We start from the raw sequence: 14577 nt of genomic DNA on the forward strand, positions 1-14577 counted from the left end.
CTTAATGCGCTTGGCTATTGTTGCCAAACATTGAGCCCGTTCTTATCTACTATTTTCAGTAGTTCTGTCAGCTCAGTCCCATCAGGGAGTTGTAAACTTGGTGCGATTTCAGCAAGCGGGTAGAGTACAAACTCTCGTTCTTTCATTCCATAATGAGGAACGATTAAGCGCTCTGAATCGATCACCTCATTGCCGTATAGCACAATGTCGAGATCCAAGGTTCTTGGTCCCCAACGTTCGTCTTTACGGACGCGCCCTTGCTCTAGTTCGATCTTTTGAGTGCAATCAAGCAGTTCAATTGGCGTTAATTCGGTTTGGATAGCGACTACCGCGTTGATGTAGTCTGGTTGATTTTGCGGTCCCATTGGAGTGCTACTATATAGCTGAGAGGTCGCAATAAACGTTGATCGCGGTAGGCTTTTTAGCGTTTCGATAGCCAAATTTGCTTGGCTAACTGGGTCGGCAAGGTTGCTGCCGACCGCAATGTAAGCAGTTATCATTCTGATTGCTTACTCTTTTTGTTTCGGTAAGTCTTACGGCGACGATGGCCTGACTTTGATGGTGCTGCAACGTCGTTAGCCATTGCTTGACGCATGTTACGACCTGCAGTCTGATAACGCTCCCACCATTTTGCTAACTCTTTGGTTTCGCCACCTTCAATCTCACCACGCATTTCTAGGAAATCGTAGCCTGCACGGAATTTGTTTAATTCCATTAGACGAACAGCGCGTTTACCGTTGCGACGAGGCAGTCGAAGTTGCAGTTGCCAAACTTCGCGAATGGTTGCTGTGTGACGACGAGGAATAGCAATAGACTTTACTTGCTGATCTAGAATGATGTTACTCGCTTCCATGATCGCATCGTAGTGTGCCATACCCTGTTCAGCGACAAGTTTGTCTGCCAGCTTGTTCATTGGGTACCAAAGCATCGCTGCGAACATGAATGCTGGGTTTACTCGCTTACCATCTTCGATGCGAAGGTCGGTTGAATCGAGAACCAAATCAAGCATCTGCTCTGTGTGTGAGTCGTAATCTTCGGTGAAGTGCTCCGCTACCGCTGGGAACATCTGTTGGAATAGATTGTACTCGCGCATCAAGTGGTAGGTTTCTAAACCGTGACCTGATTGCAGTAATTTCAGAGACTCTTCGTAAAGGCGCGCTGCTGGGATATCTCTTAGAAGGTGAGCTAACTCTTCAATCGGGTCAGCCGTGTCTTCTTCGATGTCGAAATCCAGTTTAGCGGCGAAGCGCATTGCACGTAGCATACGCACTGGGTCTTCGCGGTAACGCGTTTCTGGATCGCCAATCAGGCGGATCAGTTTATCTTCTAAATCTTCTACACCACCCGCGTAATCGTGGATGCTGTAGTCTGCAATGTTGTAGTACATCGCGTTGATTGTGAAATCACGACGCTCTGCATCTTCATCAACACTGCCGTACACGTTATCGCGAAGTAGCATGCCTTCTTTCGATTGTGCAGAAACGTTCTTCGATGGTTCTTGGTGGTGACCACGGAAAGTTGCCACTTCAATGATGTCGCGACCAAACATGATATGTGCCAAGCGGAAACGGCGACCGATAAGACGACAGTTTCTGAAGAGGTGTTTGATTTGCTCTGGCGTTGCGTTGGTCGCAATATCAAAATCTTTTGGCTGAGAGCCTAATAAGATATCGCGCACACCACCACCGACTAGAAATGCGTCAAAACCCGCACCATTCAGGCGATATAGCACTTTTAGTGCGTTGTCGCTGATCTGCTTGCGTGAAATATTGTGCTCTTGACGAGTATAAATATTCAGAGCTAATTCGTGGAATCCGCGTTGTTCGCTTGGGGTATTGTCGTTTGTATTCATTAGTTTAGAACAAAGTAGGTATCGCCAACTTTGTTTTTCTCTTAGTCCAAAGTGGTAGTGCAGAGTTTAATTGCGGCTAATAATAGCTTAGCGCGAGCCATTTGAGAACATCGTCTGCTTAACCACAGTGGTTGGTTATGGCATTTTTATGTGTCGTTTTTGCTATTTGCCGTGAGTTTCGAGCTAATTACAGTGCTCTTTTTGTAAACTATCAGGTAACTGACTGACGTTCCATTGTTGGCAGCCCCACAATAAAATCTCATCCATTGAAGCCTCATAAAGGGCCGTCGGGATATCAAAACCTAAGAATCGCATCGCGTTGAGTAACGTTGGTTTTGGGTTGTCTAGATCTATCGCGGTGGCATGGTTCTGTTTTGACAGTTTATTCCCCAAGCCATCGGTTGCCAATGGTAAGTGCAAGTAGCTCACTGTTTTTTGCTTGAGCGTATTATACAAACTGATTTGTCGACCTGTTGGTTCTATCAGGTCTGCGCCTCTTACGACTTCTGTTACTCCTTGGTCGATGTCATCAAGAACAACGGCCAAGTTATAGGCAAACAATCCATCTCTGCGTTTAATAATAAAATCTTCTTCAGCTAGTGCTTTAGGGATTTGAATGGTGCCGTGGCGAACATCATCAAAGGACTCCACTGGAAAGTCCATGCACAAGCGCACCGCCTGTTCACCTGAATCGATTAGGCCTACATCTCGACAGTGACCATTGTAAAAGCCGCCCAAAGCCTTTATCTGCTTGCGGGTGCATTGGCAGTAGTAGGCTTGATTGTCAGCAACCCATTGATCGATTTGAGCTTGATACAAGTCATGACGTTGGCTTTGATAGACGACTTCACCATCCCAAAATAGATGGTAAGCCTCAAGCGTCTTAAGAATGAGGTCTGCAGCGCCGGCCATTTCTCTTGGTGGGTCGAGGTCTTCCATACGAACTAACCATTTTCCTTGGTTAGATTTCGCTTGAAAGTAGCTACCAAGAGCAGCAACAAGTGAGCCAAAATGAAGAGGACCTGACGGTGATGGTGCAAAGCGCCCGATATAATTCATGAGTGAACAACCTAATCTAAATGGTACCGCAGTAGCCGATTCTTAAGACGTTTGACAAGAGCTTTAATGCCTAGAACTAAGGCTTAAAGCTGCTATTTACTATCAAGCGTGTGAAATACTTCGCTTGGATAACAAACAAAAAAGGGAGCCAAGGCTCCCTTTCTTTACATCTGCAAGAATTAACCTTGCATCTGTTTTTCTTTGATCTCTGCAAGTGTTTTACAGTCAATACAAAGATCAGCAGTTGGACGAGCTTCAAGGCGACGAATGCCAATCTCGATACCGCAAGAATCACAGAAGCCGAAATCGTCTTCTTCGATCTTGTCTAATGTCTTCTCAATTTTTTTGATAAGACGACGCTCACGGTCACGGTTACGTAACTCTAAGCTGAATTCTTCTTCTTGAGAAGCACGGTCAACTGGGTCTGGGAAATTCGCTGCTTCGTCCTGCATGTGGTGCACAGTACGATCAACTTCTTCCCTGAGCTGGTTGCGCCAAGCTGCTAAAATTTTTGTAAAATGTTCCGTTTGCTCAAGTGACATGTACTCTTCACCTGGCTTCTCTTGGTACGGTTCAACACCTGCGATGGCTAGGATGCCTAGCGCTTTTTTCTTAGATTCTGGCATACAGCATCTCCTATTTACACCTAGTCAACTGCAAAGCAGCTAATTTTAAGGCGGGTATCTATAGCAGAAAGAACGAATGGTGGCAAATACTCTTATTCAAACTTGCAATCAATGTGATTAGTTCAGCATCTTTGCTTAGCTATTGATAAATTCAACAGCTTGTTTTAGTTGTATTTGAGTACTGCTGAGCTCTGCTTTATAGCAAAGCACTTCAACTCCAGCGTCTTGTGCTTGTTTTAGTAATAACGAATATTTGGCGTCTATATGGTGTGCCGCAGACACTTTTTCAATACCTGAATGTAAAACAGTGAATAAAAGTACGGCTCTATTTCCAGATTCGACCATTTCTGTGAGTTCACGCAGATGTTTTTGGCCTCTGGTTGTGACCGCATCAGGGAAAAAACCTTGCCCTTTAGTTGACGTTTCTTGCTCGTCGAGCAAAGTGACGCTTTTCACTTCGATATAGCAAGGCGGCTTTTCGTTATCTTCAAGCAGAATATCAATGCGACTATTCTCACTGCCATATTTCACTTCGGTTCGTAACGCGTTATAACCTAAGAGTTCAACTATAGTCCCATTTTCAATTGCTTCCACTGCTAGCTGGTTTGCCCGCGCAGTATTTACACAAATACGATGACCTTTGTCTGTTTCTGAGATCTCCCAGCTGTTTGGGTACTTTCTCTTTGCATTATCGGAGGTTGAGTACCACACCGTATTGCCAGGAGTCGCACATCCTGTCATCGCTCCAGTGTTAGCGCAGTGGATAGTGCGCTCGCTACCGTCTGGAAGTTGGATGTCAGTGAGAAAGCGTTTATAGCGTTTAATAAGAGTCGCTGGCTCTAATGGAGGATTGAAGTGCATATTACTTATTTAGACAGGTAGGTTTTTATGTACAATGTTGCCAACATTACACCACAAGGTTCTCCCATTGCCACAACTGCCCATAGAAGCTGTGATGCCAGATCTGCTCGCTGGCGTAGAAACACACACTCAACTTATTCTAAAGGCCGCTCCCGGTGCGGGTAAGTCAACATTCTTCCCTTTACAGTTAGTTAAGACCAACGCCGTTCAAGGCAAAATCATCATGCTTGAACCGAGGCGTTTGGCTGCAAGGAATATTGCTACTTACTTAGCGAGCCAATTGGGAGAAAAGGTGGGAGAGAGCATTGGCTTTAGAGTTCGTGGTGAATCTAAAAGCAGCAGTGCGACTCGCTTAGAGATTGTTACTGAAGGGATCATGACAAGAATGATCCAAACCGACCCTGAATTAACTGGGGTTGATATGGTGATCTTTGATGAATTTCACGAGCGCAGTATTCACGCCGATACCGCATTGGCGTTTAGCTTAGAGATCCAAGAGGCGTTGCGTGACGATCTGAAAGTGGTAGTGATGTCGGCAACTTTAGATCAACAAGCTCTGCAAACTTTGCTGCCGAATGCCAAATACGTTGAATCACAAGGTCGCACCTTTCCGGTCGATTTCCGTTATCAGCCTCTTAACGCAAATGAATATCTAGCCCCTAAAATGGCTAACGTGATTCGCTCTCTGATGGAGAAAGAGTCAGGCTCACTTCTGGCCTTTTTGCCGGGCGTTTCTGCGATTAAGCAGGTGGAATCTCAACTAGAACAATTCGCCAATGATATCGATGTGTGTCCTCTGTATGGGCAACTCAGCTTTTCTCAACAGCAGAAAGCGATCGCGCCATCAGAGAAAGGGCGTCGAAAGGTGGTGTTAGCGACCAATATTGCTGAGACTTCTTTGACGATTGAAGGTATTCGATTGGTGGTTGATTCTGGGCTTGAACGTGTGGCGAAGTTCGATCTGAAAACCGGTATTACTAAGCTTGAGCAAGTGAAAATCTCGCAATCTTCAGCTGAACAACGAGCGGGCCGTGCGGGACGAATTGAAGAGGGCTTGTGCGTTCGTTTGTACAGCGAAACGCAGCTGATGCAGCAACCAGCTATACCAGAACCTGAAATTCTTCATTCTGATTTGTCTTCGCTGGTGTCTGAATTGACGCAATGGGGCGCTGCGAGTGCTGATGAACTGCAATGGTTAGACGTTCCACCCAAAGCTTCTATCGGGCAAGCCAAGCAACTCTTACAGACTCTTGAATTGTTAGACGATAATGGTCAATTTACGGCATTAGGAAAACAGGTCCAACGTTTAGGTCTAGAGCCTCGTATTGCCAGCATGTTGGTTAAAGCGCAGCAAGGTAGTCCTGCTCTGTTGAATGTCGCGATTGTTGCTGCTGCTTTGCTGGAAGAGCCGGAGCGCAATGTGACGGATATTCAACACTCTTTGCATCGACTTAAGCAAAGAAAACATTCCAAAAATAGCGTTGTGATGCAGCGAGCGAAAAGTCTCGCGAGCAAACTCAATCATCACTTAGATTTGTCACAAGCTGACGAATCATTGCTACCATTAGTGCTTTGTTTTGCCTTCCCAGACCGGATTGCACAAGTGAGAAGCGCGACCAGCAGTGCTTTCCTTTTGGCGAATGGCCACGGTGCTGAGGTTCGTGATGATGATCCACTGGCGAACAATAACTATATCGTAGTGATTGATTTGATGCGCAGCACAGGGCGAGCCAGTCAGATTTTCTTAGCCACCGCGGTTGATATCGCACAGTTAGAAGCTGAATTTCCAAAACTGTTTGTGCGTTCCGATTACGCCGATTGGGATGAGAAACGTGGCCGTTTAGTTGCTGAGCAGCGTGTATCTCAGGGCAAGTTGATTATCAGCACCAAAGCTTTACCTGATCCCGATGCGAATCAGGCGAGCCAAGCGCTGCTCAATTATGTCGCTCGATGTGGGTTGGATCGCTTAAATTGGACAGCTTCGGCTAAGCAGTTGGTTGAGCGTGTACGCTGTGCAGAGCTTTGGATGCCTGAGCATGATTGGCCAGCGATGGACGATGCGAGTTTGATTGAACACCTTGATGAGTGGCTATCTCCCTATCTGAATGGCATTAAGTCGGCAAAAGGACTGTCTAGTGTTTCGATTGAGCAAGCATTGTCGGCTTATCTTGGTTGGCCTTTGAATCAAGAAATCGACCAATGGTTGCCAACGCACTATCTGATGCCAACAGGCAGCAAGAAGGCCATTCGTTATCAATATCAATCTGAACCAGTGATCTCAGTGCGAATGCAGGAAGTCTTTGGCGAACAAGACTCGCCATTGATCGCGCAAGGGCGTAAAAAAGTAGTGCTTGAGCTCCTTTCTCCAGCACAGCGACCACTACAAATTACTCAAGATTTAGCTGGCTTTTGGGCTGGCGCGTACAAAGAAGTACAAAAAGAGATGAAGGGCCGTTACCCAAAACATCCTTGGCCGGATGACCCTGCTAACCATGTAGCAACCACTAAAACTAAACGACAGTTGAATCGATGATGACCAAAATGTTAACGCCAAAAAAGGCACCACCTAAAAAAGCGCCAGCAAAGAAGTCACCAGCGACCAAAGCCAAGCCAAGAAAACCAAGAGCGGCTGCGAAAAAGACCAAACCTAAGGCTAAGAAATCTGGCAAAAGAGGTTGGTTGAAGATCCTATGGGGCATTTCTTGGAAAGCGGGCTTAGCGCTTGCGGCATTGCTGTTGTTCGTCGGTATTTATCTTGATTCTGTGGTCAAACAGCGCTTTGAAGGTCAGCTGTTTGATTTGCCAACCGTGGTTTATGCGCGAGTACTAGACCTGTCTCCGGGAACTCCGGTGAGTTTGGTTCAGGTTAAGAATGAGCTCGATGTACTTAATTACCGTAAGGTGAACGCGCCTCGTCACCCAGGCGAATACTCTTCTTCTTCGACCAAGATTGAAATGATTCGTCGTCCGTTCGAGTTTGTTGATGGACCGGAAGCGGATCGTCATGTGATGCTGCACTTCAATGGTAACGAATTAACTCGCATTCAGTCGCTGGAGAAGAAAGGCGACATGGGCTACCTGCGTGTTGAACCGAAAATGCTTGGCATGCTTGAGAAAAGTAACGATGAGCAGCGCCTGTTCTTAAAACGCAATCAGTTCCCAGAAGTGATGGTTGATGCCTTACTGGCAACCGAAGACCGAAACTTCTATCAACACGATGGTGTGTCGCCACTGGCCATCGCTCGTGCAATGGTCGTTAACGTCAAAGCTGGGCGAACGGTACAAGGTGGTAGTACGCTGACACAACAGTTGGCAAAAAACCTGTTCCTGTCCAGTGAACGTACATTGTGGCGTAAGGTTCGTGAAGCCTACATTGCACTTATCTTAGACCATCGTTACAGCAAAGACCGTATCCTAGAGGCTTACTTAAATGAGGTTTATCTTGGACAGAATGGTGGGCAAGCGATTCATGGCTTCGGTTTAGCGTCTCGTTTGTATTTTGGTCAACCTATTCAAGAGCTGCGCATCGATCAACTAGCACTGCTGGTCGGCATGGTCAAAGGACCTTCGTATTACAACCCGGTTCGTTACCCTGAGCGAGCGAAGACTCGACGTGATTTGGTTCTACGTTTGCTGATGCAACAAGACATATTGACGCCGAAACAGTACGAAGAGGCGGCGAGTCGTGATTTGGATATTCAAGACAACCCACGCATTGCTAGCCGTCAGCCCGCTTATTTCCAACAAGTAAACATTGAGCTTAAGAAGTATGTCGGCGATCGATTTGAGGCGAAAAAAGGGATTCGAGTCTTTACCTCTCTGGATCCGGTATCTCAAGACAAGTTAGAGAAGTCGATTGCTCGTAAGGTGCCTGATTTATCGAAAACCGCAGGTAATAAGCTGGAAGCAGCAGCTATTGCCGTGGATAGAAATACCGGTGAAATCCGGGCGATGGTCGGTGGTAAGCGTACTGGCTACGATGGCTTTAACCGTGCCTTGAACGCGAGTCGCCCAATTGGTTCTTTGGTCAAGCCTGCAATTTACTTAACCGCACTAGAGCAGCCTCAGAAGTACACGTTGGCGACAACATTGAAAGACACGCCACTGAGCTTGAAAGGCAGTAAAGGTAGCGTGTGGAGCCCGAGAAACTTCGATCGTAAGTTCCGTGGCGATGTGCCTTTGTATGTGGCGCTTTCTAAGTCTTACAACGTACCTACTGTTCGTTTAGGCATGCAATTAGGCATTGATAGCGTCTCGGATACGATTGGAAAACTGGGGGTCGATAAAAATGAGATTCGCCCAGTGCCGTCGATGTTTTTGGGTTCGTTCTCACTGACTCCGTTCCAAGTTGCGCAGATGTATCAAACCATTACCAATTCTGGGCGTATAGCACCTTTGTCTGCGCTTCGCTCAGTTGTTGATAACGATGGCGAGGTTCTGTATCAGTCGATCCCTCGTGTATCACAAAGCGTTGACCAGCAAGCCGCTTGGCTTACAACCTATGCAATGAAACGTGGCGTGTCGGAAGGCACGGGCCGTTTCCTACAAGGTCAGTTTGCATGGGCAGGGTTAGCTGGTAAAACTGGCACTAGTAATGACAGCCGAGACAGTTGGTTCGTGGGCGTAGATGGTCGCGAAGTCACTACCATCTGGCTAGGGCGCGATGATAATAAGCCGACTAAACTCACGGGCTCTAGTGGTGCGCTACGTGTCTATGCCGATTATCTGAAACATCGAACTCCAGAGCAGTTACTGTTGCCTTGGCCGAATGGCATTACGACGGCAAGTTTTACTCGAACTTCTCAAGGGGCTTTAGAGTTTGACTGTGACGGTACGGTTAAACTGCCGGTTTGGGATGAGAATGGAAACATTAAAAAGGGTTGTGAAAGTCAACCAAAACAGTGGCTAAAAAAGCTTTTTCAGTGGTAAAGTCGTAAAAGAAAAGAATGACAAGGATAGTTTAAATAATGATTTCTCGTTGGATAGTGAGCAGCTTAGGCATTGTCGGTACTGTGATCAGTTTTCAGCTGTTTGCATCGACTGTGACACCGGTGGAACAATCTCAGCAAGCTGGACAAGCTCATAAAAGACCAACCGTTGCTGTTGTGCTTGCTGGTGGAGGAGCCAAAGGAGCGGCTCACATTGGTGTACTTAAAGCGCTAGAAGAGATGCAAATTCCGGTTGATTACATTACTGGTACTAGCATGGGTTCTTACGTTGGTGGGCTTTATGCGACAGGGATGAGTGCTGATGAGATTGAAAGTTTTATTTATACGGTTGATTGGAATCGCGGCTACCGTGATCGTGTTAACCGTAGTGATCGCCGAGTACGTGACAAAGAATATGAAGACCGTTACCAACTGAACACCGATCTCGGTTTAGGTTGGGGCGAAATCAAAGCTAGGAAAGGCGTGGTTCAAGGTCAGAATATGTTGCGTATTCTGCGTGAGACCACAGGTAACCTATCTCCACTCGACTCTTTTGACCATCTTGCTATTCCCTACCGTTCAGTCGCAACCGACATTATTGAGCTTGAAGAAGTGGTCATCGACCATGGTCACCTTGTTGATGCGATGATGGCCAGTATGTCAGTTCCCGGAGCGCTTCCCCCTTATGAATTAGATGGCCGAATGCTGGTTGATGGTGGTGTCACCAATAATATGCCAGTCGACGTTGCTAGAGCGATGGGCGCGGACATCGTCATTGCGGTGGATATCAGTACCAATTACAAAGGCAAAGAAGACTTCACGAATTTTCTAGCGGCAGCTGACCAACTCTCGAATTATTTGGTCCAACGCAGCACTCAAGAGCAAGCTGAAACACTGACTGATGATGATGTTTTCCTGCGCCCTGATGTTGGGCAAATGGAGACGACTGACTTTGATAAAATGCCATCGGCTTTCCTCGCGGGCTATGAAGCCGCTAAGCAGCATACTGATGAACTTTCTAAGCTATCGCTCTCAAATGCCGATTATCAGCATTATATCGAGGACAAACAAAAAGCACGCAGACAGCTGAAACATGGCGATAAGACTGTCGTCGATAGGGTTGTCATCAACAACAACACCCACTATTCAGATAAGTTGATCGAAAACCGCTTAAATCTCGATTCTGGTGAGGTTTTGAAAACCAGTGAAATCGAATCTAAAGTGAAAGATCTCTATGCACTGGATAGATTTGAGTTGGTCACTTATGAATTTGACAACGTTGACGGTGAAGATCAACTTCAAGTCGATGTGAACGAAAAGTCTTGGGGCCCAAACTACCTCAACTTTCGATTCTTTCTTGAAGATGATTTCTCTACTACCAGTCAGTACTCGATCGGTGTCTCAGCCAACTTTACCGATATTAATAAGCATGGTGCAGAGCTAAGAACTAACGTCGAGATGGGTACTGACAAACGAATTGAAGCGGAACTTTACTCGCCCTTCTTTTCGAGTCAAAAACTGTTCACTTCTGCATCGATTGTTTACAGTAAGGAAAACAGAAATTTGTCCGTGGTTGAGGGGGAGGTTGGAGAACCGACATTAGAAGCGACTACAGACTATGTCCCACTGACTTATAGTGAATATGTCGGTGAATTGGCATTAGGCTATCAACCGACGTTGTGGCAAGAACTGAAATTTGGTGCTCGTTATACTGATGGGGGTTTGGAGGTTTCTTCGCTACCATCTTTTGGTAACGGAGCGTATACACGTATAGGCGGGTTTATTAGTTATCGACTCGATACTTTAGATAATTTTAGTTTGCCAACGAAAGGTTACTTTGTCGATTTAGAATATCTTGTTTCCCATGATGACTTTGAGGACAACACGTCTGGAGATACCCCGGATCTAGGGTCTGAAAGCGATACTGTTTATGAGTTTTCGGCTAATTTCATGGCAGCAAAGAGTATTGAGAAGCATACTTTAGTCGCAAAGCTTGATTACGGAATTGTAGAAAGTAAAAACTCTGTTTTTCCAATCGACCCCAAAGAGCTTGGTGGCTTCTTAAACCTGTCAGGTATTCCAAGGAATAGTATGATAGGTCAGAACTTGGCCTACACCAGCCTTATCTATCGTTATAAGTGGTTTGAAAATGACTTCGGCCTCTTTAAATCACCGTTCTACGTAGGTGCATCCATAGAACATGGTGGTGTTTGGTCGAACAATGATTTAACCATTGATGAAGCACCAATGTACACCGCAGGTTCTGTTTTTGCTGGTGTTGATTCGCCAATAGGACCGATCATTTTGGCTTATGGCCGAACTGAAGATAACTATGATTCGGTCTATTTGATTGTCGGTACTTCCTACAAATAATCATGCGTAGAGTAGCCATTTAAGTGCGTAATTAGGCAAAAATAGTGGGACTTTCGTCTTAACTTGCTATGTTGGTCAAAATGATAAGATTTTAATTTAACGTTAAATTTGCTATTCTACCGCCCACAGTTTGGCCTCTATGACGCCGCTCATCAATACAAATTGAATGACAAAAATGGCAATGGAGAGCCAAGTTTCCAAGGATGTTCACTTCTTTATTTTACTAACAATTATGAAGGGAAGAAGTGAACCGCAATGAGAGGAAAAAAGTCGTGCTTGAAGCCTACCGTAAACACGTCGAAGAACGTGCTGCCGAAGGAGTTGTTCCAAAACCACTAGATGCTGAGCAGGTAGCTGGCCTAGTTGAACTTCTGAAGAATCCACCTCAAGGTGAAGAAGAAATCATTCTTGACCTACTAGAAAATCGCATTCCACCGGGTGTAGATGAAGCTGCTTACGTAAAAGCTGGCTTCCTTACGGCTATCACTAAAGGTGAAGTAGCTTCGCCACTAGTAAGCAAAGCAAAAGCTGCAGAACTGCTTGGTACCATGCAAGGCGGTTACAACATCGAATCTCTAGTATCTCTACTAGACGATGCTGAGCTTGCTCCAATCGCTGTTAAAGCGCTATCTCATACTCTACTGATGTTCGATGCGTTCTATGACGTAGAAGAGAAAGCGAAAGCTGGCAATGCTGCTGCACAACAAGTACTTCAATCTTGGGCTGATGCTGAATGGTTTACAGCGAAAGATAAAGTAGCAGAAAAAATCACAGTAAAAGTATTTAAAGTCACTGGTGAAACGAACACCGATGACCTATCTCCAGCGCCTGATGCATGGTCACGTCCTGACATCCCAGTACACGCGAAAGCGATGCTGAAGATGGAACGTGATGGCATTACTCCTGATGAACAGGGTAGCGTTGGTCCAATCAAACAAATTGAAGAAATGCAAAAAGATGGCATTCCACTGGCTTACGTTGGTGATGTTGTTGGTACAGGTTCTTCACGTAAATCGGCAACAAACTCAGTACTTTGGTTCATGGGTGAAGATATCCCATTCGTACCAAACAAGCGTACTGGCGGTGTTTGTCTTGGTGGTAAAATTGCACCAATCTTCTACAACACAATGGAAGATTCAGGCGCACTACCCATTGAACTGAACGTACAAGACATGAACATGGGCGATATCATTGATATCTACCCGTACGAAGGTGTTGTTCACAAGAACGGTTCTGTGATCTCAAACTTTGAGCTAAGCAAAGTACTTCTTGATGAAGTGCGTGCTGGTGGCCGTATTCCACTGATCATCGGTCGTGGTCTAACGGGTCGTGCTCGTGACGCTCTAGGTCTAGCTGAAACGGATCTGTTTGCTAAACCAATCGATCCATCTGCATCTGATAAAGGCTACACGCTAGCTCAGAAGATGGTTGGTAAAGCATGTGGCGTTGAAGGTGTGCGTGCTGGTCAGTACTGTGAACCTAAAATGACGACAGTGGGTTCTCAAGATACGACCGGTCCTATGACTCGTGATGAGCTTAAAGATCTGGCGTGTCTTGGTTTCTCTGCAGACCTTGTAATGCAGTCTTTCTGTCACACATCGGCATACCCTAAACCAGTCGATGTAAACACTCACCATACGCTACCTGATTTCATCATGAATCGTGCGGGTGTTTCACTTCGTCCGGGTGATGGCGTTATCCACTCATGGCTAAACCGTATGCTTCTTCCTGATACTGTAGGTACAGGTGGTGACTCGCATACTCGTTTCCCTCTAGGTATTTCATTCCCTGCGGGTTCTGGCTTGGTAGCATTTGCTGCAGCAACAGGCGTTATGCCTCTTGATATGCCTGAATCTATCTTGGTTCGCTTTAAAGGTGAAATGCAACCGGGTATCACGCTACGTGACCTAGTACATGCCATTCCTCTTTACGGCATCAAGCAAGGCCTACTAACGGTAGAGAAAGCCGGTAAGATCAACGAATTCTCTGGTCGTGTACTAGAAATTGAAGGTGTTGAGCACTTATCTGTTGAGCAAGCATTTGAGCTTTCTGATGCATCTGCTGAGCGTTCTGCTGCAGGTTGTACCGTTAAGCTTTCTGAAGAGTCTATCTCTGAGTACTTGAACTCGAACATCGTGATGCTGAAGTGGATGATCGCTGAAGGTTACGGTGATGTTCGTACGATTGAGCGTCGTATTACAGCAATGGAAGAGTGGCTAGCTAACCCTGAGTTGCTGTCTGCTGATTCAGATGCGGAATACGCGCACGTTATCGAGATTGACCTTGCTGATATCGATCAACCAATCCTATGTGCACCAAACGATCCAGATGATGCTCGTCTTCTTTCGGACGTTCAAGGTACTGAGATTCAAGAAGTGTTCATCGGTTCTTGTATGACGAACATCGGTCACTTCCGTGCTGCAGGTAAGATGCTAGAAGAGTTTAACGGCTCGCTAAATACTCGCCTATGGGTGGCTCCGCCAACGAAGATGGATAAAGACCAACTGACAGAAGAAGGCTACTACGGCATCTTCGGTCGTGCTGGGGTACGTATCGAAACTCCTGGCTGTTCACTATGTATGGGTAACCAAGCTCGTGTTGCTGATGCTTCGACGGTTATGTCGACGTCAACGCGTAATTTCCCGAACCGCTTAGGTAATGGCGCGAACGTTTATCTGGCTTCTGCTGAGCTTTCTGCTGTTGGCGCGATTCTAGGTCGCATCCCAACGAAAGAAGAGTACTTAGAGTACGCTGAGAAGATTAATGCAACCGCTGCTGATACATACCGTTACCTGAACTTCCATAAAATGGGTCAGTACACGGAAAAAGCAGACACGGTTATCTTCCAAGAGCCTGCGTAACGTCTGATTTTGTTGTA

At 46.0% G+C, this 14577-nt stretch carries 9 protein-coding genes; 4 read left to right on the forward strand and 5 right to left on the reverse strand.

The features are described 5' to 3' along the window. Nucleotides 1-14: 14 nt before the first annotated feature. The 5 genes from folK to sfsA all read right to left on the reverse strand — a co-directional run bounded on the left by folK (nt 15) and on the right by sfsA (nt 4398). Nucleotides 15-500, reverse strand: a complete 486-nt coding sequence (folK, locus tag AB6D06_RS16675) for a 2-amino-4-hydroxy-6-hydroxymethyldihydropteridine diphosphokinase (protein ID WP_004735459.1) — start codon at nt 498-500, stop codon at nt 15-17. Beyond that, a complete protein-coding gene (gene pcnB / locus AB6D06_RS16680) occupies nt 497-1852 on the reverse strand; it encodes a polynucleotide adenylyltransferase PcnB (protein ID WP_017059432.1) in 1356 nt (451 codons plus the stop codon). Before pcnB ends, folK begins: the two co-directional genes overlap by 4 nt. Before the next feature lie 183 nt (nt 1853-2035). After that, a complete protein-coding gene (gene gluQRS, locus AB6D06_RS16685) occupies nt 2036-2911 on the reverse strand; it encodes a tRNA glutamyl-Q(34) synthetase GluQRS (RefSeq protein ID WP_102331929.1) in 876 nt (291 codons plus the stop codon). A 179-nt stretch (nt 2912-3090) separates the two neighbouring features. Beyond that, nucleotides 3091-3537, reverse strand: coding sequence for an RNA polymerase-binding protein DksA (dksA, locus tag AB6D06_RS16690; RefSeq protein ID WP_017059430.1), 447 nt, complete (start codon nt 3535-3537; stop codon nt 3091-3093). A 135-nt stretch (nt 3538-3672) separates the two neighbouring features. Then, nucleotides 3673-4398, reverse strand: coding sequence for a DNA/RNA nuclease SfsA (gene sfsA, locus AB6D06_RS16695; protein WP_017066814.1), 726 nt, complete (start codon nt 4396-4398; stop codon nt 3673-3675). Nucleotides 4399-4432: 34 nt separating this feature from the next. Here sfsA and hrpB point away from each other — a divergent pair, with 34 nt between their 5' ends. The 4 genes from hrpB (at nt 4433) to acnB (ending at nt 14560) form a co-directional block, all read left to right on the forward strand. After that, the gene (gene hrpB / locus AB6D06_RS16700; RefSeq protein WP_372111089.1) at nt 4433-6931 is read left to right on the forward strand and encodes an ATP-dependent helicase HrpB; all 2499 of its coding nucleotides are present in this window, start codon (nt 4433-4435) and stop codon (nt 6929-6931) included. Further along, entirely contained in the window at nt 6928-9327 is a 2400-nt protein-coding gene (gene mrcB, locus AB6D06_RS16705) for a penicillin-binding protein 1B (RefSeq protein ID WP_372100004.1), read from the forward strand. The genes hrpB and mrcB overlap by 4 nt, the downstream gene beginning before the upstream one ends. A gap of 38 nt (nt 9328-9365) precedes the next feature. Next, nucleotides 9366-11699, forward strand: coding sequence for a patatin-like phospholipase family protein (locus tag AB6D06_RS16710; protein WP_065606141.1), 2334 nt, complete (start codon nt 9366-9368; stop codon nt 11697-11699). 272 nt (nt 11700-11971) lie between these two features. Then, nucleotides 11972-14560, forward strand: a complete 2589-nt coding sequence (acnB, locus tag AB6D06_RS16715; RefSeq protein WP_017059425.1) for a bifunctional aconitate hydratase 2/2-methylisocitrate dehydratase — start codon at nt 11972-11974, stop codon at nt 14558-14560. Nucleotides 14561-14577: the final 17 nt, after the last annotated feature.

Source organism: Vibrio sp. 10N.239.311.G01 (assembly GCF_041465805.1).
GTDB classification, from domain to species: Bacteria; Pseudomonadota; Gammaproteobacteria; order Enterobacterales; family Vibrionaceae; genus Vibrio; species Vibrio crassostreae_C.

Bases quoted from the DNA above. Each gene is read 5' to 3' on its own strand.
- folK (WP_004735459.1), bottom strand. From the start codon at position 500: ATGATAACTGCTTACATTGCGGTCGGCAGCAACCTTGCCGACCCAGTT.
- sfsA (WP_017066814.1), bottom strand. From the start codon at position 4,398: ATGCACTTCAATCCTCCATTAGAGCCAGCGACTCTTATTAAACGCTAT.
- AB6D06_RS16710 (WP_065606141.1), top strand. From the start codon at position 9,366: ATGATTTCTCGTTGGATAGTGAGCAGCTTAGGCATTGTCGGTACTGTG.
- pcnB (WP_017059432.1), bottom strand. From the start codon at position 1,852: ATGAATACAAACGACAATACCCCAAGCGAACAACGCGGATTCCACGAA.
- dksA (WP_017059430.1), bottom strand. From the start codon at position 3,537: ATGCCAGAATCTAAGAAAAAAGCGCTAGGCATCCTAGCCATCGCAGGT.
- gluQRS (WP_102331929.1), bottom strand. From the start codon at position 2,911: ATGAATTATATCGGGCGCTTTGCACCATCACCGTCAGGTCCTCTTCAT.
- hrpB (WP_372111089.1), top strand. From the start codon at position 4,433: ATGTTGCCAACATTACACCACAAGGTTCTCCCATTGCCACAACTGCCC.
- mrcB (WP_372100004.1), top strand. From the start codon at position 6,928: ATGATGACCAAAATGTTAACGCCAAAAAAGGCACCACCTAAAAAAGCG.